Origin of the sequence: Paenibacillus sp. JQZ6Y-1 (genome assembly GCF_040719145.1) — a bacterium.
Classification (GTDB): Bacteria; Bacillota; Bacilli; order Paenibacillales; family Paenibacillaceae; genus Saccharibacillus; species Saccharibacillus kandeliae.
Genome location: NZ_JBFDUZ010000001.1, coordinates 3089496 through 3115260 on the forward strand (window position 1 = coordinate 3089496; position 25765 = coordinate 3115260).

The 25765-nt window shown below is 42.0% G+C and carries 24 protein-coding genes and 1 pseudogene; 3 read left to right on the top strand and 22 right to left on the bottom strand.

Annotated features, from left to right (window positions below; translation table 11 throughout):
* Positions 1-23: 23 nt before the first annotated feature.
* Positions 24-431, top strand: a pseudogene (locus ABXR35_RS13125) (LysR family transcriptional regulator substrate-binding protein); the annotation flags it as partial.
* Between the two features lie 99 nt (positions 432-530).
* Here the strand turns inward: ABXR35_RS13125 and ABXR35_RS13130 are convergent.
* The 3 genes from ABXR35_RS13130 to ABXR35_RS13140 all read right to left on the bottom strand — a co-directional run bounded on the left by ABXR35_RS13130 (position 531) and on the right by ABXR35_RS13140 (position 2983).
* Positions 531-1283, bottom strand: a complete 753-nt coding sequence (locus tag ABXR35_RS13130) for an amino acid ABC transporter ATP-binding protein (protein WP_367061425.1) — start codon at positions 1281-1283, stop codon at positions 531-533.
* A 29-nt stretch (positions 1284-1312) separates the two neighbouring features.
* Positions 1313-1981 (bottom strand): amino acid ABC transporter permease, encoded by a 669-nt coding sequence (locus ABXR35_RS13135; RefSeq protein ID WP_367060671.1) that lies wholly within the window; start codon positions 1979-1981, stop codon positions 1313-1315.
* Positions 1982-2131: 150 nt separating this feature from the next.
* Positions 2132-2983 (bottom strand): amino acid ABC transporter substrate-binding protein, encoded by an 852-nt coding sequence (locus tag ABXR35_RS13140; protein WP_367060674.1) that lies wholly within the window; start codon positions 2981-2983, stop codon positions 2132-2134.
* 485 nt (positions 2984-3468) lie between these two features.
* Between ABXR35_RS13140 and ABXR35_RS13145 the strand changes: the two genes are divergently transcribed.
* Positions 3469-4179 (top strand): MgtC/SapB family protein, encoded by a 711-nt coding sequence (locus ABXR35_RS13145; RefSeq protein WP_436669336.1) that lies wholly within the window; start codon positions 3469-3471, stop codon positions 4177-4179.
* Positions 4180-4408: 229 nt separating this feature from the next.
* Here ABXR35_RS13145 and ABXR35_RS13150 read toward each other — a convergent pair whose 3' ends face one another.
* Positions 4409-5380: a methyl-accepting chemotaxis protein gene (locus ABXR35_RS13150; protein ID WP_367060676.1), complete on the bottom strand. Its 972-nt coding sequence runs from the start codon at positions 5378-5380 to the stop codon at positions 4409-4411.
* Positions 5381-5390: 10 nt separating this feature from the next.
* Positions 5391-6422, bottom strand: a complete 1032-nt coding sequence (locus ABXR35_RS13155) for an FIST signal transduction protein (RefSeq protein WP_367060679.1) — start codon at positions 6420-6422, stop codon at positions 5391-5393.
* A gap of 605 nt (positions 6423-7027) precedes the next feature.
* Here ABXR35_RS13155 and ABXR35_RS13160 point away from each other — a divergent pair.
* Positions 7028-8497 carry an RICIN domain-containing protein gene (locus ABXR35_RS13160; protein WP_367061431.1) on the top strand — a complete coding sequence of 490 codons (1470 nt, stop codon included), beginning with the start codon at positions 7028-7030 and terminating at the stop codon, positions 8495-8497.
* Between the two features lie 191 nt (positions 8498-8688).
* On the opposite strand, the gene ABXR35_RS13165 is transcribed toward ABXR35_RS13160, so the two are convergent.
* The 17 genes from ABXR35_RS13165 to ABXR35_RS13245 form a co-directional block, all read right to left on the bottom strand.
* Positions 8689-10047, bottom strand: coding sequence for a hypothetical protein (locus ABXR35_RS13165; protein WP_367060682.1), 1359 nt, complete (start codon positions 10045-10047; stop codon positions 8689-8691).
* Positions 10048-10218: 171 nt separating this feature from the next.
* The gene (locus ABXR35_RS13170; protein ID WP_367060684.1) at positions 10219-11652 is read right to left on the bottom strand and encodes a helix-turn-helix domain-containing protein; all 1434 of its coding nucleotides are present in this window, start codon (positions 11650-11652) and stop codon (positions 10219-10221) included.
* A 372-nt stretch (positions 11653-12024) separates the two neighbouring features.
* The gene (locus tag ABXR35_RS13175) at positions 12025-12195 is read right to left on the bottom strand and encodes a Spo0E family sporulation regulatory protein-aspartic acid phosphatase (RefSeq protein ID WP_367061434.1); all 171 of its coding nucleotides are present in this window, start codon (positions 12193-12195) and stop codon (positions 12025-12027) included.
* Positions 12196-12735: 540 nt separating this feature from the next.
* A complete protein-coding gene (locus ABXR35_RS13180; protein WP_367060687.1) occupies positions 12736-14037 on the bottom strand; it encodes a pyrimidine-nucleoside phosphorylase in 1302 nt (433 codons plus the stop codon).
* A gap of 198 nt (positions 14038-14235) precedes the next feature.
* Positions 14236-14943, bottom strand: a complete 708-nt coding sequence (gene deoD / locus ABXR35_RS13185; protein WP_367060690.1) for a purine-nucleoside phosphorylase — start codon at positions 14941-14943, stop codon at positions 14236-14238.
* Between the two features lie 130 nt (positions 14944-15073).
* The gene (deoB, locus tag ABXR35_RS13190; RefSeq protein WP_367061437.1) at positions 15074-16258 is read right to left on the bottom strand and encodes a phosphopentomutase; all 1185 of its coding nucleotides are present in this window, start codon (positions 16256-16258) and stop codon (positions 15074-15076) included.
* Between the two features lie 130 nt (positions 16259-16388).
* Complete coding sequence (locus tag ABXR35_RS13195; RefSeq protein ID WP_367060693.1) at positions 16389-17570, bottom strand: NupC/NupG family nucleoside CNT transporter; 1182 nt, start codon at positions 17568-17570, stop codon at positions 16389-16391.
* 192 nt (positions 17571-17762) lie between these two features.
* On the bottom strand, positions 17763-18191 hold the full coding sequence (locus ABXR35_RS13200) for a cytidine deaminase (protein WP_436669337.1): 429 nt from the start codon (positions 18189-18191) through the stop codon (positions 17763-17765).
* 70 nt (positions 18192-18261) lie between these two features.
* Positions 18262-18927, bottom strand: a complete 666-nt coding sequence (gene deoC, locus ABXR35_RS13205; protein WP_367060699.1) for a deoxyribose-phosphate aldolase — start codon at positions 18925-18927, stop codon at positions 18262-18264.
* Between the two features lie 524 nt (positions 18928-19451).
* The gene (locus ABXR35_RS13210; protein WP_367060702.1) at positions 19452-20207 is read right to left on the bottom strand and encodes a barstar family protein; all 756 of its coding nucleotides are present in this window, start codon (positions 20205-20207) and stop codon (positions 19452-19454) included.
* A gap of 195 nt (positions 20208-20402) precedes the next feature.
* On the bottom strand, positions 20403-20864 hold the full coding sequence (locus ABXR35_RS13215; protein WP_367060705.1) for a hypothetical protein: 462 nt from the start codon (positions 20862-20864) through the stop codon (positions 20403-20405).
* A gap of 273 nt (positions 20865-21137) precedes the next feature.
* On the bottom strand, positions 21138-21776 hold the full coding sequence (locus ABXR35_RS13220) for a hypothetical protein (protein WP_367060708.1): 639 nt from the start codon (positions 21774-21776) through the stop codon (positions 21138-21140).
* Between the two features lie 106 nt (positions 21777-21882).
* Complete coding sequence (locus ABXR35_RS13225; protein WP_367060711.1) at positions 21883-22461, bottom strand: hypothetical protein; 579 nt, start codon at positions 22459-22461, stop codon at positions 21883-21885.
* Between the two features lie 82 nt (positions 22462-22543).
* Positions 22544-22885: a hypothetical protein gene (locus ABXR35_RS13230; RefSeq protein WP_367060714.1), complete on the bottom strand. Its 342-nt coding sequence runs from the start codon at positions 22883-22885 to the stop codon at positions 22544-22546.
* A gap of 642 nt (positions 22886-23527) precedes the next feature.
* On the bottom strand, positions 23528-23788 hold the full coding sequence (locus ABXR35_RS13235) for a hypothetical protein (RefSeq protein ID WP_367060717.1): 261 nt from the start codon (positions 23786-23788) through the stop codon (positions 23528-23530).
* Between the two features lie 416 nt (positions 23789-24204).
* On the bottom strand, positions 24205-24423 hold the full coding sequence (locus ABXR35_RS13240) for a hypothetical protein (protein WP_367060720.1): 219 nt from the start codon (positions 24421-24423) through the stop codon (positions 24205-24207).
* 938 nt (positions 24424-25361) lie between these two features.
* The gene (locus tag ABXR35_RS13245; RefSeq protein WP_367060723.1) at positions 25362-25535 is read right to left on the bottom strand and encodes a hypothetical protein; all 174 of its coding nucleotides are present in this window, start codon (positions 25533-25535) and stop codon (positions 25362-25364) included.
* Positions 25536-25765: the final 230 nt, after the last annotated feature.

A 25765-nucleotide genomic window follows, 5' to 3' on the forward strand; every position in this document is an offset into this window, starting at 1 on the left:
AGCGAATATAAGGCTTTCATACCAAGTCGCTATTAAAGGATGAGTATGTATTGGTTTGTTCTCCTACCCTCTCTCTTCCCATAGCAATTGAAGATCTAACGCAATATCCATTTGTGATGCCTCTATCTGGATGCAAGGAATGGATTACGCCTTATTTGAGACACCAAGGGATCACTGTACAGCAGGTAATGGAGGTCGACACCATTCACAGCACACTAGCGATGACCAAGGCGCTTGAAGGCATTACCGTCATTCCTGCCAACAGTCTGTCCGAGGATTGGCAACAGTATTTTCATCTACAAAGATTACCGGATGCCATACAGCGCTCCCTGCTGATACAATGGGCGCCGCATCATTATGCCGATCCATTGTTAACACAGCTGGTGGAGCAATTGCATCTATTCGGTACCACCTATTATCAATCCATATAAAAAGAGCACCCTTATCATCAAGGGTGCTCTTGTCTATCCGAATGAGTCAACTATGTGTTGCTGTCCATTCAAACGAATCCTTCGATGAGAAGCATACTTTTAAATATCTTCCCCATTGATGCGATTCATGAATTGCTGACCACGCGCCGTTTGCGGATTATTAATCACCTGTTGCGGTGGACCTTGCTCAATAATAACGCCGTTATCCATGAGAATCACATGGTCCGCCACATCGGCAGCGAATTTCATTTCGTGGGTTACGATGACCATCGTGCGACCTTCCAGCGCCAGCTGCTTGATTACTCGCAGCACTTCACCGACCAGCTCTGGATCAAGTGCAGAGGTCGGTTCGTCGAACAACAGTACATCGGGCTCCATCGCCATCGCACGAGCGATTCCGACGCGCTGCTGCTGACCGCCGGATAGTTGATGCGGATAATAATTACCACGGTCGCCCAATCCAACCTTGTTCAGCAGTTCATTGGCAGTCTGACGCGCCTTGTTGCGATCCTTCTTCTGTACGACTACAGGGCCTTCCATAATATTCTCGACCACCGTTTTATGTGGAAACAGATTGTACGACTGGAATACCATACCCGTGCGCTTGCGCAGCTCGGTTACATTACGTGTAGTCAGTTTACGACCCTGTTGAAAGTCCAGTTGTTGATCGCTCAGCTTTAATGTTCCCTGATCTGGAATCTCTAACAGATTCATGCAGCGCAGTAGCGTTGTTTTACCCGAACCAGACGGTCCGATAATAGCGAGTACTTTTCCTTTTTCCAGATCAACATCGATTCCCTTGAGTACTTCCAGCGAACCGAAGGCTTTATGCAAATTACGTATTTCCAGCATCATGGATCATTTCCTCCTTTGCAAGCCGTTTATTGCGCAGAGAAACGGCTGAGTCGTTTTTCCAGTAGGCTCTGCACGACGAATAGTACCGATGTGAACATCAGGTAAATGACTGCCGCTTCGCAATACAGAATCAGTGCCTCATACGTACGTGCCACAATTTGTTGCGATTGTCGGAACATCTCGATATACGTAATGCTGGATGCCAGCGATGTATCCTTAACCAGACTGATAAACGAGTTAGACAGTGGTGGCACGGATACACGAGCTGCCTGCGGCAATATGACCCGTTTCAGCGCCTGTCCTCGTGTCATACCGATGGAATACGCTGCTTCCCATTGTCCCTTCGGAATCGACTGAATCGCCGCGCGTACAATCTCGGAGCCATACGCACCAACACTGAGCGTAAAGCCGATTAAAGCCGCCACAAATGGCGGTAATACAATGCCTACCGTTGGCAAGCCATAGAAGATAATAAACAATTGCACCAGCAATGGCGTACCACGGATAATCCATACGTAAAACTGAGCAATAAAATTCAAAATCCGCACATTGGACGTTCTCGCCAGTGCGGTCAGTACTGCCACAATCAGGCCCAGCACAAAGGATGCCAGCGCCAGCGGCAGTGTATACATCAGCCCTGCCTTGAGCAGCGGCCAAAAAGAATCAATAACAATTTGTATCTGCCGATCGGTCATCTTCCGTCCTCCCTGAATCATGATGTTTGCAATGGATCATTTGTATGTGTTGCTTCTCAACTATGCCCGGAAAGCACGATATCTTGATGATCGCTTATGATCATCAAGATATCGGAACCGGCATTGCTGTTCAGTTATAAACCGGAATCATTATTTGGAAACATCTTCACCGAAATATTTCTCGGAGATTTTCAGATACGTACCATCAGCAACCATATCTTTCAGTGCTTTATCTACAGCGTCAACCAGATCTTGGCTGCTTTTGTTGAAGATCGCACCGCTCTGGGAAGCATCAGCTTCTTCTGCTACGACTTTGATCGGAGCGTCAGGCTGTTGCTTTTTCAGATCGAGGAAAGACAGGTTATCGTTGATCGTTGCATCCGCACGACCGGAAGCCAGCAGCTCAACCGCTTGTGGGAAACCGTCTACGGATACCAGTTCAGCACCGTTTTGCTCAGCGATTTTACCAAAATTGCTGGTGAGGGACTGAGCGGATTTTTTACCTTTCAAATCGGTGAATGCTTTGATGTCGGTGTTGTCTTCTTTCACGATCAGAACCGCTTTGGAAGAAATGTACGGATCGGAGAACAGGTATTTCTGTTGACGCTCTTCCGTGATTCCTACTTCATTGAACACTGTGTCAAAACGGTTTGCGTCCAGACCAGCGATCATGCCATCCCATTGAGTCTCGATAAATTCTGGTTCTACGCCCAGACGTTTGCTCACTTCTGTTGCAATATCCACGTCAAAGCCAGTCAGTTTACCCGCTTCGTCATGGTATGTGAATGGCGCATACGTGCCTTCTGTACCGATACGCAGTTTACCGCTTGCTTTTACCGATTCCAGTGTAGGAGCGCTGGAAGACGATGTAGTGCTTTCATTGCTTGTTGCCGACTGGTCAGAACCGCTGCCGGTTGTTGCTGTATTTGAGCTGTTACCGCACGCTGCAATGACCAGCATGGTCAGAATCAGCATCAGTGTTAACGAACCCCATTTTTTCATTGTGTAGGACTCCCCTTTGTTGTAGGTTGTTTGGATCGGTAGCCGATAACCGTCATACTCGTTTAATACACCATTCTGGGCAATCGAAATCAAGACGAATCATAATCATCCGCCCGTTGTACACTTTCCCATGGGTATTGGATCGTTTCGATCAGTTATGGTTTGCCGTCAAGCCCATTGATGGACTGCCTCGTCTTTTTTTGTAAAATGGCTTCCATCCGGTACATCCGTTTTGTTCACCTAATCTCAAAAAATAACGAACTGCAAATTGAATAGTACACTGTCTGTCATGCTACGTCAACTGTTTTTCCGATACATTTAGTGGGTATTAGCATTTTCTTATGAAACATTCATTTTCTATCCATAAATTCCGTCTATTTTCGCCATTTGCGGGTATATAAAACACGAGTGTATGTGTAGCAGTATAACGACCGTGTCTCTCGTATTCGAACCGCATCAAGTACGATAGAAAAGGAGTGGATATTATGCTGACCATCGTAACGCTAGAGCATATTTTCCGAGTACTGATCGCCGGGCTGTGTGGCGTGCTGATCGGCTATGAACGACGTAGTCGGCACAAAGAAGCTGGCATTCGTACGCATTTTATCGTTGCAGTCGGTGCCTCGCTCATGATGGTAATTTCCAAATATGGATTTACCGATATGGAATATTGGAGCAATGTCTCGCTTGATCCATCGCGCGTTGCCGCTCAGATTGTTAGTGGAGTTGGCTTTCTGGGAGCAGGTACGATTTTTATGAACAAGCAAAAGGTCAAAGGATTAACGACCGCAGCCGGAATCTGGGCTACTGCTGGCGTCGGCATGGCGATTGGCGCTGGCATGTACTGGCTTGGCATTGGAGTGACTCTGCTGATCTTATTAGTGCAATTTGCCATGCACGGACGCGGTGCTCCTGTGCTAGCGGCGCGCTCCCACAAGCTGCATGTGCGACTAGTCAATCATACCGATCCAGTGGAAAATTTGCTTGATGTGCTAGAGGAAAATGAGGTGCATGTGATCAAGCTGCAATCGCAGACGACCGAGCCTACGCAAAACAATTCTGACATTCACGATGCCCATATCCAGTCGGAAATCGAGCTGTGGATGGAGATCAAATTTCCCGCTTCATTGAAAACATCGGATATTTTGCTTATTTTGCAATCTCAGCCGGATGTGCGAATGATTCAATTGGAGTAGTGTATTTTTAGAATCGTGTATGTAAAGAAACAAACCAATACGGACATATATAACGAAGAATTACTATGAAAACCAAAGCATTCATATTGGTGAATAGATAACGTTATAAAAAGCCCCTACTCTTGTATATCAGAGTAAGGGCTTGATTTCATTTTCTATATTATTCTCAGGAGCTGTTTATCCAGATAACGAACTACTCGGTACTCGGTAGCAAATTATATCGCTCATTTTACTTTTCGTTCGTCTTGCCTTGATCCAAGTCCTGAAGCATACGAATCTGGTTCAAGTGATTGAGGATATACAAATATTGCTCAGACTTTTTGCCACCATTGTAGATCAGCTCGTCGATATTGCGGTTTTGTTTACTGGATAGATCGGCAATATTGGAAATGTTGCGAGCAATGTCGTTGATGCTTTTCAGTTGCGACGATTTCACGATGCCCAACTGGCGATTCACTTCAGCTTCGGCTTGCATTACACTTTCAAAGCTTTCCGTCGAGCGCTGCATCGTGTCAGCTGCATTTTTAACGATATCTTTGCCTTTGTCGGATTGCTGATGGATCGATTCCATAATCTTGCTCATATCGCCCAACAGATCAAGAATATCGGTAGCGCTTTTTTTGGTAGTGTCGGACAATGTCTTGATCTCGCCTGCGACGACGGCAAAGCCTTTGCCTGCTTCGCCTGCGCGTGCCGCTTCAATCGAGGCGTTTAAGGACAGCAGATTGGTCTGCGTCGCAATATTCGTGATCGCACTAGCAAACTGATTGATCTCCGCGTATTTCTTTTCAATCGCTGTAAATACGGATACGAAATTCTCAAAGACTGCGGACACTTCGCCCATATTGTTTGCCGACGCACTTACTAGCTGCTGCGTATGCGTAATTGTCTGCTGCGATATATCAATGCTATTTCCTACCTCATTGATAATGCTTTCGGTTTCGCGATCCAGCTCGTACAGTACATTTTCAATGCTTTTGATCTCAGTCGTTGTTTCGTTCAGTGAAGCCGCAGCTTGCTGGAAGCCATACGTAATATTGCCTTCCTCGTTTAGCAGCAGCTTGATATTTTTCTCTACCTCATCAGTCAGCATATACACATAAGGCAGTGTATCCGGTTTTACCTTTTCTAAGGCTTGCGGTGGCGTGATCGATTGAGATGTAGCTTCTATTGGTTTTACTTTAAATATGCTCTTGAGCATGTGGTTCCTCCTATTCAAATGCCAACAGCACCATCGTCTGATTGAAATGTTTATTGTGAATCTGTTCGCCATAGCTGATAAAGCCTGCTTGATTTTGGCAAACACTCAGCAGCTTATCGTCCAGACGTTTCCACGTATTCTCGCTTTTGAATTTCAAACTACGCAAAATGCAGTGCAGTGAGAAAATAAAGCTTGGCTTAAATTGCAGCTGATCCAGCGTATCCTGAAAACACTCCTCAATATCTGACGGCTGTAGCACATCCATAAATGTATTCGGCGCTACCTGTGCATAAAAGGTAATCGAGCGATCTGGATTGACCTTCATCGGCGACGTAATATACGTATCCTGCTTAATCACCTTGCCAAGCGGATAATTCATAAACGCTTGCTCTAGCTGATGTTCTGGAATGCCGAGCGCGTCAGCATATGCCTCTGTTGCCGGACGATTGTTGAAGCTGTATACAATCCGTTTGAGCGGATCAGCATCGGTAACGAGCAGACGCTTTTTACTGGAGAAATACAGGTTCTCTTTGACCATCTGCGTACGCTTCGGATAGTCAAAATACATCGCGACCCCGTGTACTCGCTTGCCGCCCATATAGATCGCTGTTTCTTGAAACTTTACATAATCGCCGGAGCTACCACCAATAACGGTAAAATCGTCCTTAATAAAGAACAGTGTGGTCATCACGCTCTCTTCCTGTGCGGACAATCCATCATACAAAATAAACATAAAGGCGTTGCGATTGTTACGCACCTTATTGTAGCCTGCCTGCAATTCGTTAATGCTCAGAATAGCAGGAGACTGAATTTCAATTGCTTGTGCCAATTGCGGTGGATACGCGAAGCCGCTAATAACCCCTTCGCGGAATCCCTCCGATGTATATTCACCTGCTGTGGAGCAAAGTACAGTATTCGCAGTAGCAACGGTGCTCAGTTCTTGAATCTTTTCTACACCAGCGAACAATACAATACCGCTCTCAGGATGAGCCTGTATATATTCCTTCGCCTGAATCGTACTTGTAAAATACAATGACTGCATGGGTTTCTCCCCTTGTTATACTCATAATATGGTCATGCCTATTCATCTGCTAACCCTTTATCCTATATTCATTTAATCTCTCTCAATAAAGTAATTAAGTGAACGGAATATAAAAGATATGTGATTTAATCATCGGCTTTTCTCCTAGTAAATGTTAGATGTAGAACATATTTATTCGACTTTTTTCGCCAATATATTACATTTATACTTTTAATCCCATGTACATCGTCCGCACTACCCACCATCCAGACCCTAAGGAACGCCATAGATCTTCCACGCATCTCTGCCTATCCTCACTCTCTCCCTATTCTTATATCCACTGCAATATTGTCTGATATGCCGTATTTTGCAAGCCTGATACAATAAGACTCATGAGAGCATTGCATCAATCGGCAGTCTACATAGTGAATGTGTTCGATTTCGTGGATGAGGTATGGCAGCTGCATGAAGATCCATTTGCATATACTCCCTGTGGCGAGCTTACTCCTGCCATACGTATGCTATAAATCGAAACCTAGACCCTTTTGCCGCATCTTTTTGTAATCGCTTTCAAATAAAAGCTAGAGGGTGGATGTACAGTGAAATTGTTAACCGCAAACCGTAACATGACGAAAACGCTTCGCCGTTTCAGCACCTTGCTTGCCCTAACGCTGCTGCTACAAACATTGGGCAGTCTGCTCATTCCCGCACAGGAGGTATCCGCAGCACCCGTGACCATTACCAACGGCATTCAATTTAAATATACGAATGGCGATATTGTGCATGCGCATGGCGGCGGTATGATCAAAGTCAGCGGCTACTACTACTGGTTCGGTGAGAATCGCAACACCAACGGCACATTCAAAGCCGTATCCGTCTACCGCTCCGCCGATCTAAAAAATTGGGAATTCCGCAACAATGTACTGACCAGCAGCTCGGCATCTGAACTGAATGTATCCAATATCGAGCGTCCCAAAGTCATCTATAACAGTTCCACCAAAAAGTACGTACTGTGGATGCACAAGGAAAATGGTTCCGATTACGGGGAAGCCCGTGTGGCAGTAGCTACATCGGATACCGTTGACGGCAATTACGCCTACCAAGGCAGCTTCCGTCCTCTTGGCTATGATTCCCGTGATATGACTGTTTACAATGATAATGGCACTGCTTACCTGATCTCCGCGACCAAAGTGAACGCCGATCTGAATATCTACAAGCTGACTCCCGACTTCCTAGGCGTCGATTCGCTCGTGACTACCCTGTGGCCAGGACAATATCGTGAAGCCCCTGCCATGTTTAAAAAAGATGGCGTCTACTTCCTGATCACCTCCGGCGCAACTGGCTGGAACCCGAATCAGGCAAAATACGCAACCGCCAGCAGCATTACTGGCACATGGAGCGGCTTGAGTAACTTTGCCGATAATACCACCTACGGCTCCCAATCCGCCTATGTTGTACCAGTAGAAGGATCACAAACCACCTCGTATCTGTATATGGGCGACCGCTGGGCAGGCGCATGGAGCGGCCCTGTTCAGGATTCCAAATACGTCTGGCTGCCGCTTAGCTTCCCAAGTGCCACTAGTCTGGCAATGAACTGGTACGGCAGCATTACTGTCGATACTGCGACTGGAACCATTACTGGCAACAACATCACCGATAGCTGGGATGCCAACGCCTCCTACCAGATCATCAGCCGTAAAAGCAATAAACTACTCGGCGTCATCGGCGACGCAACCGCCAACGGCACCGACCTCGAACAACGCGCCAGCGGCGGAGCAGCTAGCCAACAATGGCAAATCACCGATGCAGGCGGCGGCTACTACAAACTCATCAACCGCACCACTGGCAAACTGATCGGTGTGGAGAGCGGCAACACCGCCGACGGCACAGTGATTGAGCAATGGACGGACGGCGGTTGGTCAAGCCAACAATGGCAACTGGTTAGCGTCGGCGGAGGATATTACAAACTCAAAAATCGCGCAACTGGCAAACTGATCGACATTTCCGACCAATCCACCGCAGATGGAGCAAAAGCGATCCAGTGGACGGATAATGGTGGGACGAATCAGCATTTTCAAATTGTGAAGGTGAATTGAGCAGAATACGTGAAGATCTCAGGTTTCATGAAATGAGCAGATAGCATGTAATCCGAATAAAGAAACCCAAAGCCCTATTGCTAGAGAAACTAGCAGGGCTTTGGGTTTTTATCTAGTGCAGTACTGCTTGGTGAATAGATAAAGTAATTAACATGAGATTCGTGAAAGGATATTCTAGTTGTATTTCGTGTCTAGCTATGATCATTTTTCTGATTGCGTTCCATAAGTAGTGACCACTCTTTTAGGATATTCATTAGTTCGGGATATTCGTTGAACTCGCTTTTTTTATTAAATTGATTCGCAACAGCAAGGCACTTTGAAAGATACTTTATTCCTTCGCCATAATTTGCATAACGAAAATGATAGATCGCTAATTGACGATACAATTTTTCTAAACGATCCAAACTGTAAATCATTTCGTAATAACTATCTTCAATATTAGAAGCTTCGATATAGTCTAATTTTTCTACTACCCAATCATAATAATCATTCAAAAATAAATCATGTTTATTAGCAGACAAAATAATTGTAATTAAGCCAGGTAGGATTTCGTCTGGATGTTGTTCAAGAAACTCGATGTATTCCGATAATTTTTCAAAATCCCCCATCAAAATAAGCAAATTCAATTCATTAGCAATCGCAAAATTACGAAACTTTTGAAGTTCCATTTTGCCTAACTCATCAAGATCTTCAAACCAGCTCAAATCTTTGTAAGACTCTATTTTTTTATATGCTTCCTCGTATTTCCCTTGTGCTTCTAATGTAGAAGCTACCATAAGATAACTCTGTGCATAATAAACCAATAGATGCCTTTTTGTAGAGAAAGTCATTTTCCCATTTTTATCTTTTTGCAAATGAAGCTTTCGTTTATATACGTTTTTCGATACTATATTCATTTCCTTACTCAATTCTAAAACTTTATCCCAATGGTGATGACGAAAATAGATATTGATTAGTTTTAAGAGCGCATCCAACCTATAATTAGCATCCAACTCACCATAATAAGTTCCAAATTCAATAGCAGCATGCAGATCCTTCTCAAAATCATTATTACTCGACTCAATATAAAATATTCGATATCGACTTAATATAGTATGTTCACTGTAATTATACTTTTCAAACTTAATTACATATTTATAACATAACAATAGTTCTTCTCGATACCCTTCTTCAAACCAATTTTCCGTAAAGACAAATAATTTTGATAAATTAATATTACTTTCCATCAGTAGATCCAATATATGCTTTAATTGCTTTTGAAACTGCGGCTGTAGGCAACGATAAACAAGCGGCTTTAATTTTTTCCAATGAGGATTAAAATCGCGAAAATATTCTTCGATATATAGGTCATAGTAGTAACCCGGACTAAGCTTTAACCCTTCAGTTATTTTATCTAATTGTTCAATCGAAGGTAGCTTTAAGGAATTGGTATTAAATATGGAACTTAGTGTTCCTCTATTTATATTAGTCAACTGACTCAGTTGATTAAAATTGATAGCTGACCTCTTCATCTCATCTTCTATTATGGTATGTAACTGGTTTGCTCTCATCAACTGTATACCTCGTATTAAAATTTTTGCTTGTTACACGATATAGAAAAATAAAGCGCCTATTATATATAGGCGCTTTATTTAAAACCAATTTTTTACGTTCCTTGTCCATGCCCTAATGTACTAGCAGTATAAAATACAGGATTACTTGAAATGAAAGGAGGAGCACTGCTAAGTATCGTTATTGTGATTAACATTAGGGATAAAATGGGTAGGAATGATTTCTTCATTTGCTAACATTCCTTTCACTATAAGATCATATCTCTCATGTTGTTTAGAGTCCAACAAAGATCGAAGAAAATGAAGAAGCGCTAATCCATTGATTACATGTTTATGCTTCCTGATCGTCTGTGATATTTCTAAGCTAATAATAATATTATTTATTGCTTTCGTATAGTCGTTTTTTTCCAAAAAATATATTCCTAAATGAAAACAAAGATCTGTATAATGATCCAGATCAAAATTTTTATCATAATAGCTCTCTGAGAACAATTTATTAGATTCAAAATTGAGAAGTTCCTTTTCAAAAAATGTCAGAATATGATCTATTTCAAAATTATGCTTATTAGCTGAAGTGACGATTGTTAGTAAGCCAGGTAGTAGTTCCATTTTATTTTTTGATAAGAAATCAACATAGTTGTCCAATTGAGAAATATCACCAGTCAATATTGCTAAATTTAATTCGTTAGCTATTGAGAATTCTTTGAATTTTTTAACTTCTTTTATACCAATTTCATTTAAATCTTGAAACCATGACAAATCCTTATAACCTTCTATATAAGTCAATGCTTCTTGATAACGTTGTTGTTCTTCCAATGCATTACCTTTAAGTAAAAACCCATGTCCATAATAAACAACCAAGTGTCGCTCCATTTTTATACCACGTTCGCCATCTTTATTCTCATCCATATGAATCCGATTCTCGTATGCCGCCGTTGCTAATTCCCGCAATTCATCCGCGAAGAATTCTACTTTTTCCCACATATGCTGATTGTAGTAAATATTCGCCAACTTCAACAAACCATCCAATCGAAACCCAATTGGCAATTCATTCCGATACGGTTCAAAGGCGATAGCAGCGCGTAGATTGTTTTCAAAATTCTCGCTCTGGCTCAGGCGGAAAATGCGATAATGGCTCACTGCAAGGCGTTCTGCATGACGATAGCGCTCATGAATGATCACACACTGATACAGTGGTAGAAGCTGTTCGCGATAGCCTTCTTCATACCACTCTTCAGCCGCGTCAAAAATAGCGCCTGTCTGGTTGGAGTCCTCCAGCACGCGATCAAGCACCTGCTGGATCATATGATCTTTGCCTAGTTGCAGGCAGCGATACAGAAAGTTTTTGAGCCTTCTCCAATGCGGGACTTCCCGGTCAAAGCATTCCTTCAAATACAGTTCATACAGCCAGCCCTGCTCATAGCCGAGCGCTTCTGCTATTTTGTCCATTTGCGGGATGGAGGGCATTTTGGATGGATTGCCGTTCAGGATCAGGCTCAGGGTGCCACGGTTCATACCGGAAATCTGGCTGAACTGGCTCAGATTATATCCTTTGCTCTGAATTTCCTGTTCCACAATGGAACGAATGCTAAGGCTTTTGGGCATGACGTAATCTCTCCTAACTTAGCCGGATACACTTGGACCGGTTGTCTTGACATGCTGCAATGAAGAACACGCTAACTACTCACTGCATATGTATACGTTCTATGATGATCTAAATCTATACTAATAAGAAAACCATCCTATAGATGGCTAAAAAGTTCCATACTTAATTAATATAACACTATTTTTGAGAATCATTCAAAGAAAAGTAATGTCATCTTATGATAACGATTCTGTAACTTCATAAATCCGCTTACAATTACACCTCTATCCGCTTTATGATTTCCCATAAACCGGTACATTTTCTTACGATTTCTTCTATTTTAAATCATGTTGTCTTTAATGATGATTCCTAATGTAAGGCAACATGCTGTACTAAAGCTGCTGCATAGCATTATACGTTACACGATATTGGTTGTATTCGTTCAGTGTTTGATCCAGTTGCTGCGACTTTACGAGTACTCGAAGATCTGAAAAACCAAATTGCTCCACCAAATTATGCAATTCTTGACGTTCTTGTTCAATGCGCTGCAAACAGCCGATCATATCCACCTTCACACCTTCCTTATTTGTAAATTTTTTCTTCTCATTATCATATCGCTGGTTTATATTTATCGCAGATTGCCATTTGACGAATCAGTCAAAAAATTTCTGCGTTTCTCTTATCATTCATATATTTTTAAAATATTGGCAATATTAGTTATATCGGTGTTATCTGTGGAAGATGTAGTAGATAATCGAATTTTCATTTCGCCAAATTGAATTTAATCCAAGGGAACCATACATATTCATGCAACAGTATGACATGTTACAGAATAAACAAGGTAGATGGACTTCATGCTTGTCAGTTTTTGCAGATTGGTGCATCGCCTTTGCATTCTATTCCCCCAGCAAACATTCACCTTAGAAGCAGTAGAACATACTAAAAAGCCGCTATCATCCCAAAGGAACAATAGCGGCTTGCAGTGAAGTGGTTCATGAATCCTCTCTTCTCTATCCTTTTACCATGCAGTTATCTGTAAGATGAACAGACAGTCTATGATGGGACTGGTATGCTAGGCATCAGAAAAAGCGAGATAGGAGATGTTACTCCGTTACCGTACCATACACGAGTGTTGGAGCGTCAGCGTGATCGGCGATGCGGATGCTGTCATACAGCTTCGCTTTTACATCGTCTACATTTTCGCGATTGGCGTGAATCGTTACGAGTGATTCGCCTGCTTTCACCGTATCGCCTACTTTTTTGTTCAGCATCAGACCTACTGCCAGATCGATCTCGGATTCCTTCGTTGCGCGACCTGCGCCCAGCAGCATCGCTGCTGTACCGATCTCGTCGGCTACCAGTTCAGCGACAACGCCGTCTTGTTTAGCTGGCAGCTCGATATGGAATTGTGCCTGTGGCAGACGTTCTGGGTGGTCTACAACCGAAGCGTCGCCGCCTTGGCTAGACAGGAACAGTTTGAATTTCTCCAGTGCTTTCCCGTTCTGGATCACTTCTTGCAGCTTCACTTTGGCATCTTCTAGTGAATCGGCTTTCCCTGCCAGATACACCATTTGGCTGCCCAGTGCGTAGCACAGTTCTTCCAGATCTTTAGGTCCTTGACCTTTCAAAGTGTCAATCGCTTCTTGAATTTCCAGCGAGTTACCGATTGCCAGACCAAGAGGCTGACTCATATCGGAGATGACTGCCATCGTTTTGCGACCGACATTGTTACCGATGCTAACCATCGCGTGTGCCAGTTCTTTGGCTGCTTCTGGTGTTTTCATAAATGCACCTGCACCGGTTTTTACGTCCAGTACGATTGCGTCTGCACCAGCAGCGATCTTTTTACTCATGATGGAGCTAGCGATCAGCGGAATGGAATTCACGGTTGCTGTAACGTCACGCAGTGCATACAGCTTTTTGTCTGCTGGAGTCAGGTTGCCGCTTTGACCGATAACAGCGATTTTGTTTTCGTTAACCAGCTTGATGAACTCGTCTTTGGTGATTTCCACGTGGAAGCCTTCAACGGATTCCAGTTTATCTACTGTACCGCCTGTGTGACCGAGACCGCGACCGGACATTTTAGCAACCGGAATATCCAGTGCTGCTACGAGTGGAGCCAGTACGAGAGTTGTAGTGTCGCCTACACCGCCTGTGGAGTGCTTGTCGACTTTTACACCTTCGATAGCGGACAGGTCAATGGTTTCACCGGAGTTTACCATTGCCATCGTCAGATCGGCACGCTCGCGGTCTGACATATCTTTGAAGAACGTCGCCATAGCAAAGGCGCTTACTTGATAATCTGGAATATCGCCTTCGGTGTATCCTTGGATAATGAAGTTGATTTCTTCGGTGCTCAGTTCTTTGCCATCACGCTTTTTCTCAATCAGGTCTACCATTCTCATAACGGATCATCTCCTCATTTAAAATTAACATAAACCTAACATCAAAATCATCGAAAGGAAGGCATTCGACAGACGAAGAGGTATTTCGTTTACAGGATGCTAGCCTAAATGGACTGCGGAGTATACGAATACGGGTATCGTCGCCTGTCGTGATGCTATTCCATGGGATATAACTGTTTGCTTACTTAAATAAGCGGATTACAGCGAGATCGCTGCGTCCAGTGCTACTTCCATCATCTCGTTGAAGGTCGTTTGACGCTCTTCGGATGTGGTTTCTTCGCCTGTCAGCAGGTGATCACTCACCGTCAGGATCGTCAGTGCATTGACGCCAAATTTGGCAGCAATGGTGTACAGCGCGCTCGTTTCCATCTCTACGCCCAGTACGCCGTATTCCATCAGGCGACCTGTGATCGTTTTATCATCACGATAGAACGAATCGGAACTGAAAATGTTGCCGACGTGCAGGTTTAGACCTTTTTCTACGCCGCGATCGTAAGCAGCCTTCAGCAGCGGGAAGCTGGCAACAGGTGCAAAGGTGTAGTTACCAAAAATGTGGTTATTCATGCTGGAATCGGTGCTTGCTGCTTGTGCCAGAATCACATCGCGCACACGCACATGCTCCTGCATCCCACCGCAAGTACCAACGCGGATCAGGTTTTTGACGCCATATTCGCTGATCAGCTCGTTCACATAAATGCTGATCGATGGCAGACCCATTCCTGTTCCTTGTACGGAAATGCGTTGCCCTTTGTACGTACCGGTAAAGCCGAGCATACCGCGTACTTCGTTGTAACAGGTTACATCCTCCAGATACGTATCGGCGATGTATTTTGCACGCAGCGGATCGCCGGGCAGCAGGATCGTTTCGGCGATATCGCCGGGTTTAGCTCCAATATGAACGCTCATTGTATATACCTCCAAAAGTAATGGATGCCCTGAACGAACAGGGCATCTTCATATTCATTATGATTCACTAGCAACGATAGGATCATTCATTATCTTCTATACTAACGATAATAATCCCACGGTACATCCATTATTTCAGGTCAGACAGGAAGCTGGTACCATACTCCGGTTTGGTCACATCAAAGTTCTCTGCTACGGTTGCAGCGATGTCGGCAAACGTTGTGCGCAGTGGCAATTCTTTGCCTCCGTCTTTGAAGCGTTTGGAGTAGGCAATCAGTGGTACGTATTCACGGGTGTGATCAGTTCCGGTATAGGTTGGATCATTCCCATGATCCGCTGTAATGAGCAGCAGATCATCTTCGTCCATCTTGTCGAATACTTCCGGCAGACGTGCATCATATTCTTCCAGTGCATCCGCATATCCTTTTGGATCGCGGCGATGTCCAAACAGCGCATCAAAGTCGACCAGATTCAGGAAGCTCAATCCATGGAACGGCTTGCCTGCTACTTGTACCAATTGATCCATACCATCCATATTGGACTTCGTACGAATCGACTCGGTTACGCCTTCGCCATCGTAAATGTCGGAGATTTTACCGATAGCAATAACGTCCAGACCAGCATCTTGCAGCGCGTTCATCGTTGTTGGACCGAACGGCTTCAAGGCGTAGTCATGACGGTTGGATGTACGGGTGAATTTGCCCGGTTCGCCAACGAATGGACGTGCAATGATGCGTCCCAGCATATACGGGTCATCCAGTGTGATCTCGCGACAGAACTCACAGATTTCGTACAATTCTTTGAGCGGTACGATCTCTTCGTGAGCAGCGATTTGCAGCACGGAATCCGCGGATGTGTAAATGATCAGCGCACCGGTATTCACATGCTCCTCGCCCAGCTCGTCGATAATTTCCGTACCGCTTGCTGGTTTGTTACCAATCACCTTGCGTCCGGTTTTCTCCTCGATGCGCTGGATCAGCTCATCTGGGAATCCGTCTGGAAAGACGCGGAACGGGGTATCGATATACAGACCCATGATCTCCCAGTGTCCAGTCATGGTATCCTTACCACGAGAAGCCTCCTGCATTTTGGTGTAATAGCCCAGTGGCTTGTCAGCTACCGGTACACCTTGAATCTCGCGGATATTGGACAGTCCGAGTTTTGCCATGTTGGGCATATTCAGACCGCCATTTTCGCGGGCAATATGCCCAAATGTATCAACGTTCACATCGCCAAACTCGGCGGCATCCGGTGCTTCACCGATACCGACAGAGTCCATGACGATCAGATGTACGCGTTTGAATGGTGTCATGATAATTGTGCTCCTTTCCGTTATGAACAGCGTGATTTCTGCAAATCGTGCAAAAACCTATTTTACAACAGATCAGGGGTGCTTGAAAATAACAGCTTTCTCTATTGCCGTTTGACTGATCGATTCGCTTGTATTACAGGAACAGACCAGCAATGGTTGCGGACAATACGCTGACCAAGGTTGCACCATACAGCAGCTTCAGACCAAACTTTGCAACTTCGTTTCCTTTTTTCTCATGCAGACCTTTTACGGCACCGGAAATGATACCGATCGACGAGAAGTTGGCAAACGATACGAGGAAGACGGATACGATACCGACGGCGCGTGCGCTCATTTCGGTGTGTTTGCCCAGATCCAGCATAGCGACGAACTCGTTGGATACGAGCTTGGTTGCCATCAGGCTACCTGCGGTAACAGCATCTGCCCACGGCACGCCCATAATGAACGCCAACGGTGCAAATACATAACCAAGCAGCTCTTGGAAGCTGATGCCGAAGATCAGATCGAACAAGCCATTAATCATAGCAATCAATGCGACAAAACCGATCAACATCGCTGCCACGACAATCGCAACTTTGAATCCATCCATAATATACTCGCCCAGCATTTCGAAGAAGGTTTGCTTCTCTTCTTCCTGCACTTCCAGTATATCGTCTTCTTTGGTAACACGGTACGGATTAATGATCGAAGCGATGATAAAACCGCCGAACAGGTTGAGCACCAATGCTGTGACCACATAACGCGGTTGCAGCATCGTCATGTACGAACCAACAATAGACATGGAAACGGTCGACATCGCCGATGCACACAGCGTGTACAGACGGTGCTTCGGCAGCAAACCGATTTGTTTTTTAACGGAAATGAATACTTCGGATTGACCCAGAATCGCGGATGCAACCGCATTGTACGATTCCAGCTTACCCATACCATTGATCTTGCTCAGTACAAGACCGATGTAACGGATAATAAAAGGAAGCACTTTGATATACTGCAAAATTCCGATCAGCGCAGAAATGAATACGATCGGCATCAATACGCTGATAAAGAATGGAGTGGAACCTTCCTTATAAGCAAAACCGCCGAATACAAAGTCTGTACCCTGTGCAGCATAACCGAGCAAGTGATTAAACACAGCTGAGAATCCACCAATCAATGTTGCGCCAGCTGTCGTATACAGCAGTACAAACGTCAAAACAATCTGCAAAACGATCATGGTGATCAGTGGACGGTAACGGATATTTTTGCGGTCATTACTAGCGATATAAGCCAGACCGAAAACAATCAGAATACCGATAATAGCGATAATATACTTCATGCGTAATTAGCTCCTGTTCTATGTTGCTGCTTGTAACGATCATCGGTCGCTATATCGCTACCTTGTTTCCATCAAAGCAGCAGTAAAAATAATCATGAAAACTTTCTCTCTCATTCATAAAGCGCTTACAATATGTGTTAAAAAGGAATGAATTGCACATATAGCTTTTTTAAAACGGTGCGATGCACCGTCTCAGCCTTTATCCATATCCTTTGCCTGGAAATACCCTGGCAAAATCTCCCCGATACTCCACTCGCTCACATCGCCATGCAGATTGGTCAAGTAAATGCGTGTATGCTCATCGCTAAATTCGGCGATGACCTGACGACATGCACCACAAGGGGAAACCGGTCCATCGGTATCGGCTACAATCGCAATCGCTTGAATCTTGCGCACGCCTTCCGAAGCTGCTTTGAAAATGGCGGTACGTTCTGCGCAGTTCGTCAGTCCGTAGGATGCGTTCTCAATGTTGGCTCCACCGTACACTTTGCCATCGTCGGTTAGCAGTGCAGCACCTACCTGAAAATGAGAGTAAGGTACATACGCATGGTTGCGCGCTTCAATTGCCGCTTGAATCAGTTGTTCTTTCATACATTCCACGGCCTTTCCGAGTAGATTCATTCCTGAGTTGCTGTTGCTTGTAGAGCAATGTTCCGGTCTGCATGACACAGACCGGATATAATCGGTTGCATTAATAGGAAGAAGTGGACTGGCCGCCTTCCATGATTTTCACGCCGGAGCTTGCGCCAATGCGGGTTGCGCCTGCGGCTACCATGGCATTCAGATCTTCTTCGCTGCGTACGCCGCCGGAAGCTTTCACGCCGATGTCAGGACCTACGGTTTTGCGCATCAGAGCTACATCTTCTGGAGTTGCACCGCCAGTAGAGAATCCAGTTGACGTTTTCACGAAATCAGTGCCAGCTTTGACAGACAGTTCGGAAGCACGTACTTTCTCCTCATCTGTCAGCAAACAAGTTTCGATGATCACTTTTACCAGTGCTTTGCCTTTGGCTGCGTCGACAACAGCACGGATATCACGTTCAACCAGCTCGTTGTTGCCGTCTTTCAGTGCGCCGATATTGATGACCATATCGACTTCAGTTGCACCGTTCGCGATCGCGTTCGAAGCTTCGAATGCTTTTACTTCTGGTGTGTTCGCTCCCAGAGGGAAACCGATTACTGTACATACATCCACGCCTGTACCTTTCAGTTGTTCCGCGCAAAAGGATACCCATGTTGGATTCACACATACAGATGCAAACTCGTATTTCTTCGCTTCTTCTACCAGCTTCGCAACTTCCGCTTGCGTCGCGTCTGCCTTGAGCAGCGTGTGATCGATCAGCTTTGCCACATTCATCTATTATCGCTCCTTTAATATTCATTCATGCCACACTTTGCTTCATTACCCTGGATCATGCAGGTTGCCTGTTGAGTCGGTTCACCATGACATGAGAATCAGGAATAGTTGTGCCTGTAGGATCATCATAGCACCGCTTTGAACAAATGTAAAATTGTTTTTGAAATTTTGTTCAAGGTAGTGCATACAGGTAAAATGGGGCAAACGATTGTTATGATAGCACAGATATTGAGGAATAGCACGTGAAGATTTTGTGGTGGGGGTAGTGGGAAGAAGTGAGGAATGAGTGAACGATGGAAAGACATAAATGGAAGTGCATGAAAATACATTTCTACTCTTATGTTGTGGCATTATGCTACGTAAATCTTGAATAAATGATACATATAGAAATAGGCATAGCAAAAACCCACATGAGGTTTTACATTCGCATATGGGTTGAGGATATGGCTTCGTTGGAAGAGTTCCGTTTTAGGAATGCTGTCTTCAACTTGTGGTTTACGTTTATAATTAAATAGTGGCTAAGGCTATATCGCGACTTCAACACCAGCATGCTGTAGACATTCGATACATTGCCAAAATTCCTTGCCGAAAGTGTCTGATATAGACATATTTTTATCTGGAGCATGCAAGATTTGCAATCTAAAAGGCGGAGCCACTCCAAACCCACCGTATAAACAATCCTGCAAGCTATCCTGCCCCACTCCATAATAACTAGCAGGTCCATTTAAGCATTCGCCTAGCATTAAAAAGAAAGAGACTTTCTCTTGCACATGCTGCATATCCAATGTAAAAGAGCGCATTCCTTCACCTGCAACAGATGATTGATCTGTATGTATATGGCGATATAACGAGTGATATCGTACGATTTTCAACCAGATCTCTCGCTGATGCTGAGAGAATGACAGCCAGAGATAGGGAGCCAAATCGTTTTGATCCCTAAGCAGTTCCCACATATCTACTTCTTCCCTACTTATAGCCTCGTTCATAGCGGTATCTAGTATCCATTCTTGATCGCCAAGATCACGCCATTTTGTTAGTTTCTCTAGTGGAACAAAGTATTCTCCAATCGGAAGCCCGGTATTGCTTAAAATCCCTAATCGTAGGTTTCCAATGATGAAAGAACTGTTGTAATTACAAGGCATCCACTGAATATCGCTAAATGTGAACTGGTACTCATCTTCTCCTTCTAAATCTACAATAGACCACCCACCAACATATGCCAATATCTTGTCGTCATCGTCGTTTATAATGCCGAATCTTACCATTCTGTCTGGGTTCAAGTATTTCCCTCCATTGAACGCTGCTTTTATATTTTTTCAATCGTTATAGGTAATGAGTCCTTTTCAAAAGCATTCATATCATTTAATGATTGCTATAATATCTTTGACAGTTTGTAGTGACATACTCTTCTCATTAACCATGTAAAGTTTTAAACTCACGAATTAAAATCCTCTGAATACTACATACTCTCAAAATTATTGGTTTGAGCTATATGTTATCGTCTCGTATCCCTTTACGCATAAACCAACCAAACGATTATAATTGAAAAGGTAAAGTATATTATTTGCCTCGACCTCTAGATCAATCACACCATTATTGTTCAGCCATATAACAAATTGCTCTTCTGACACTTCTACTACCACGTTCTCATATTCGTATTCAAAGTCTTTAAAATAAGGACGACCTTTTTGTGTTTTGATGTTACTACTTGCCCACACGATCTGTTCAGAAATTTGTCGAGGATAAATCAGCTCAATCTCGCCTAGTGTACCTGTTGCAGTCAGCCATACACAAACACTTGTATTCACCCTATAAGGAATACATTCATCTGACATATATTCTGTCACAATATTGAAAGTTCTGACTTCAGGTACATATGAACAAATGGCTTGATGGATGGAACTGCTACTGTCGAGCAAAATACATTTTAGATTCATAAAGTCATCTCACCATTCGCTTATGTAGTAATCATAATCCAAAAAGATTCTATAACGGGTTATCGATTTTCCATTCTACTTCTAAATTTGAATAATCGTCTAGCCATCTACTTAATACACTTTCTAATTCAGATATTCCTCTAATATTTGTTAAATGAATAGATTCAAATAAATCACCATCACTCACGTACCACTCGTTGGCGATAGATTCCTTTTCCACCTCATATTTTCTGATCCAGAATATCATTTCATCTTCGATTAAACTTGCTATATTTAATAAAGGATAAGTCGCTTACTCAAAATCATACCTTCTGGTACAAAACTCCATTCCTCTGCAATCTTCAATACCAATTCCTCATCCGGCAGCAATTCTCCATTATGCATATACGAAGGGAAAATCGATTTTTCAATAGCCGTTTGTTCTCCTTCATCCATCATAGTATCCCATTCATAGCTATACGCACGTTTCATCTTGCCATCTTCAAACTTTGCCCAAGCATAATAATGAACCGTTCGATGATTAGCAAAGTATTGTATTTCCCCTAATCGACTACTTAACTCCTCCAAAATATCGAGCAATACTATAGTATGTTCCGTCTCGTTTAAATCTGGTAATTCCTCCGCTGAAAGAATCGTCCAGCCATTTGTTGGTTGGAATAGCAATACTTCAGCTTGTATATCATGCGATTTCAATACATATTCTAGATTCTCACTATTCACTGCATCATTATGAATAGCGATCCAAGCCGATTTGTAAGTAAGATCATACGTATCCGATTCATGCTCCTTCAACAACTTCGATGAAATCGATACGTCTGGTACTGTTATAGTTGCCTCATTAGCAGATTTTTTATGATCCAGATGCCGCTGGATCAGATAAGCTACCAGCATACAGAGAAAGACAAGCCACATAGTACTTCTCCTTTTTATAATGACTGTATTGGTAAATCATTCACATTAATGATGTATATACTACATATTTCTTAGGTATATGGTATTTCTACAAATGAATATCGCATTAAATAAACTTCTCCCATACTTCAAATGAAGACAATAGACTTTTATTGAAATTTCCATCCGCATATGAACTACATACATTAGTGAGAATTGTTGGCGGATGAAGTGGTCCATTTTTGAATCCTTTTATTGTAGGTTTATTTACATAAATATAAGATTTAGGTTTTGTTATAACCCCCCACTTTAAAGATGAGTATTTGTTTAAAAACACTTGACCAAAATATAGAGATACATCCACTGCTAATGCAATTGTAGAAATATCCAGTTTCCAGTCTCTAATATCTTCAGCTATCCATGAAGGTAATCCATCCTGTAATTGTTTTTTTTCATCAGGAGTATAAGGTACAGTATTGATACGTACTTTCAGCCAATCCCAGAGTGGTACTAGAGATTGAGGAGTCATATCAAATTGCTCCATTCTTTGAATCCCCGACTCTTCTATTGCATGTTTCAAAATTTCTAATCTTGATGGAATTTCGCTTACAAACCATTCTAGGCACTGCTGCGCTTGTTTTTTGTTCATTTCTTTAAAGCCTACAACTTCGAATGGTGGAGTCATGATTGGATATTGAAAAGTCATTTTCCCTCCTGTTATCTATGTTCTAGTTTGATACATCTGACTGTTCTTTACTATAGACAAGTAAATAATATGCTAAAAGTATTCAGAGTGAACATTCCAATTTCGTAATCCAATATTCTGCATGATTAAAAGCAAATAATAAGTCTTCAATCATTAATCTTAGTATATCCACCTTATGTATCTGTTTCTTTACAGTTATTGTGAAATCAAACATATTGTCTTTAATCTTATATTCTGTGACATGAAAAGGTCTAATATACTGATTTTTATAAGGAAATGTCCAATGGTCGATCATATCAAATAATTGGTCATAATAGAATTGTTCAAGTTTTTTATCAAATGTAGCATATAAATTAAATATTAATCCTTGAACTAGCTCAAAATTGGGCTTTTGATAAATTTCTGCTATACTCTGATTTTCCATATTTGCCTCTACCTTTCCTTTTAATATGCTGGTAATGGTCTTTTGCTGGCTGGCGTCAGTTTAACTAATCCTTTTAGAAGTGCAATTGCTGCTCTTACGATTTTTAAACTTCATTTATCTCGCCTTCAGATCATACAATCCCATCTCTGCATCATGCGTTTCGCTAGCGTATCTAAACTCATTATCCACTATTTCTTTCTACTACTTCAGACTTCCCCAATCATTATATTGGTAGCCATTAACGACACTTTCATCTGTACAACATACCCATGACTAATATACAGATAATAATAGTCAGCCTGGCTCGTCAAATTCACCTTCATTAGTACCCGATCTCAAGTATATAATTGGATACCATTCCATTGCTTGGTCTGCAATCAACTGATTGGCACCATTGTAAATATACTGCATTATTTTGCTACGAGTTATTATCTTCTATCGTAAGCCATCTGGCAGGTAGTTAAACAGTATTTTATCTTTGTTTATCTTGGCGAAGATGAGCATATTTTGCAGAATGAAAAGAAATTATCGAATATATTCAATAGAATTCATTCTTATTAATTACTCATTGTTGCTTTATTAAATTTAAATAAACTTCATACCAATCAGGATAGTTTGATTCAATAATTGAAAGGACTTCATTTAATCTGACCCAATTAATTTCAAAAGTTTATCGTATTCAATATGATTACTATGTAACCATATATGTGCTATAGATTCTCTACAACTTGCTGAGAGCATATGATCAACCTTCTCATCATTTGATAACTCTACTAAAAAATCGACCATTTCAGAATCACAAAAATGTTCTCCTAATTCAATAATAGCATCATCTTTTTCTACATCGGTTGTATTAGCATCTAATATTAAATCAATTAAAATGTATTTATTAATAATAATCACTCTCCTAATAGAATATGTGTACCTACATTTCTTCCACATGTCTCACCAGTAAAAGGATTAATGTTTGTTATAAAACATTCTTTAAAGAGCTTTTACTCATACGATTCGGATATCTTTTAAACATCATTGAGTCTCCAATATAATCCACTTAAATTACAGACTCTCTTTATCGACTCCATTTAAATATTTTCTTTAAATTCCTATAATGAAAAAATATTTCCTTTATCATCATCAATATACACAGTTTTTATACTTTTGATCATAGAAAATTCATAGCTCCAAAATTCATCTAAAAATCTACTTTCTCCAAACCTCTATATCATTGCATAGAATAAGAATTTCCATATCTCCGCCAAAAGTTTGTAATTTGTAGATAACACAATTTAATTGATTTTGGTTATTGTCATAAATTTTTTCTAATTTAATATCACAAAAAAAAAAAAGGGGAGTACATATTCATCCATTTCATCCAAATCAACTTCCATCCTAAATTCTTTGACCCTTTTACACACTAATTCAAGTATATGTTCACTTTCAATTTTTATGGAATCTAAAAACTTGAGTTTAATTTCATTTCCATTACTAGCGAATTCTATTGCATCTAAATTAATATTTGAAAATAATTGATTCCCCACTGTTATCACCTATTATTTTATTTTGTAAGGTAGAACATAAGATGCTTTATTACTTGGTTCAACATATTCTCAAGTATGATTCCTTGATTTTCCACTTCTTAAATTGGTGTTAGACGCTCCCGCACAGATCATGACTGTGATTTTATAAAATCATGGGTTCATTTTAGAATTATTGATTCTATATATTGCATTTAGTATATCAATTCTAGAATTTTTCTTGCGATAATTTTGCAATCATCGATATTTCTATCAAATTCTTTACCGGAAGATTCTTTAAATATTTCAAATATATAATCCGCTAAATTATCGACTGTAGTATTAGGCTGTGCTCCGTCTAAAATTTTTGCGTTTCATATAAATACTCGTCTTGTAGTAAAGGATAGATGTTTATTGGATTCCACTCATTAATTATATAGATAACAGTGCTTCTCATTTATAGTTATTCACCTCCCAAATAAAGATTTGATAATTCTTTATCAGCATCATCGAATTTATTTTTAGAATTACTGTAACAACTGTTCCATCATTAGCAACAACTAGTTCCTCCTAGCCCAAAAGCTTCTACGCTAGCTATTAACGTATCATTCCATCCATTAATAAAGAAATATTAATCTTTCTGATTCGTCAGGTCTTTCTTCACCAGTACCCGATCACCGCGTACATAACTATACACAGTTCCGTTGCTAGATTTCAATTACAGATACACTATGCAAAACACGCTCATTTCCGCCATGATTGATAAAACCAAAACCCTGTTCGACTATTTGCCAGACGGATTACGTTTCAAGAAAACAAGCGGTAGCAAGTGACACAGTACAGCTACAATGGGTACTCGTCAAGTGATTAGAGACAAAGCTGTCTCATCCGATAAATCGCGGGTATCACTTTAACTTTACGTTAGACGGTTGCCGCGCAGATCATACTTATATTGCGTCTCGCTACCATCGGCGCGCTTTACTGCCATCCGACAACGTCGGGAACGTGATTCGCTCTACCTGTCCGAGTGACGTATAGGCATATTGCATATTAGCTGTATTCGCCGTATTCCAACTTTGTACACCGTTCGTCTGTACCTGCGTCAAGCGAGACTTGTCATAGAAATAGTTCGTCAAGAAGCTAGTGCCGTTCAAAGTACGTTTCTGATTCGCAATCCGATCCAGCGGATCGAGCGATATAACCTGTTGCGATTGAGGTTAGGCTTATAATCCGATCCAGTTTGTCGTTCATGCTGGTTTGGCTCGCAACTTTAGTATCGTTTATGTAAAGCTCATGGCGGTCCGTCAGCAGATTGCTATTGATTGTATGAACTTTTGTATGCTTATAAAAAAACGTCAATTAAGCA

Bases quoted from the DNA above. Each gene is read 5' to 3' on its own strand.
- ABXR35_RS13130 (WP_367061425.1), bottom strand. From the start codon at position 1,283: ATGCTGGAAATACGTAATTTGCATAAAGCCTTCGGTTCGCTGGAAGTA.
- ABXR35_RS13135 (WP_367060671.1), bottom strand. From the start codon at position 1,981: ATGACCGATCGGCAGATACAAATTGTTATTGATTCTTTTTGGCCGCTG.
- ABXR35_RS13140 (WP_367060674.1), bottom strand. From the start codon at position 2,983: ATGAAAAAATGGGGTTCGTTAACACTGATGCTGATTCTGACCATGCTG.
- ABXR35_RS13145 (WP_436669336.1), top strand. From the start codon at position 3,469: ATGCTGACCATCGTAACGCTAGAGCATATTTTCCGAGTACTGATCGCC.
- ABXR35_RS13150 (WP_367060676.1), bottom strand. From the start codon at position 5,380: ATGCTCAAGAGCATATTTAAAGTAAAACCAATAGAAGCTACATCTCAA.
- ABXR35_RS13155 (WP_367060679.1), bottom strand. From the start codon at position 6,422: ATGCAGTCATTGTATTTTACAAGTACGATTCAGGCGAAGGAATATATA.
- ABXR35_RS13160 (WP_367061431.1), top strand. From the start codon at position 7,028: ATGACGAAAACGCTTCGCCGTTTCAGCACCTTGCTTGCCCTAACGCTG.
- ABXR35_RS13165 (WP_367060682.1), bottom strand. From the start codon at position 10,047: ATGAGAGCAAACCAGTTACATACCATAATAGAAGATGAGATGAAGAGG.
- ABXR35_RS13170 (WP_367060684.1), bottom strand. From the start codon at position 11,652: ATGCCCAAAAGCCTTAGCATTCGTTCCATTGTGGAACAGGAAATTCAG.
- ABXR35_RS13175 (WP_367061434.1), bottom strand. From the start codon at position 12,195: ATGATCGGCTGTTTGCAGCGCATTGAACAAGAACGTCAAGAATTGCAT.
- ABXR35_RS13180 (WP_367060687.1), bottom strand. From the start codon at position 14,037: ATGAGAATGGTAGACCTGATTGAGAAAAAGCGTGATGGCAAAGAACTG.
- deoD (WP_367060690.1), bottom strand. From the start codon at position 14,943: ATGAGCGTTCATATTGGAGCTAAACCCGGCGATATCGCCGAAACGATC.
- ABXR35_RS13195 (WP_367060693.1), bottom strand. From the start codon at position 17,570: ATGAAGTATATTATCGCTATTATCGGTATTCTGATTGTTTTCGGTCTG.
- ABXR35_RS13200 (WP_436669337.1), bottom strand. From the start codon at position 18,191: ATGAATCTACTCGGAAAGGCCGTGGAATGTATGAAAGAACAACTGATT.
- deoC (WP_367060699.1), bottom strand. From the start codon at position 18,927: ATGAATGTGGCAAAGCTGATCGATCACACGCTGCTCAAGGCAGACGCG.
- ABXR35_RS13215 (WP_367060705.1), bottom strand. From the start codon at position 20,864: ATGAATCTAAAATGTATTTTGCTCGACAGTAGCAGTTCCATCCATCAA.
- ABXR35_RS13220 (WP_367060708.1), bottom strand. From the start codon at position 21,776: ATGTGGCTTGTCTTTCTCTGTATGCTGGTAGCTTATCTGATCCAGCGG.
- ABXR35_RS13225 (WP_367060711.1), bottom strand. From the start codon at position 22,461: ATGACTTTTCAATATCCAATCATGACTCCACCATTCGAAGTTGTAGGC.
- ABXR35_RS13230 (WP_367060714.1), bottom strand. From the start codon at position 22,885: ATGGAAAATCAGAGTATAGCAGAAATTTATCAAAAGCCCAATTTTGAG.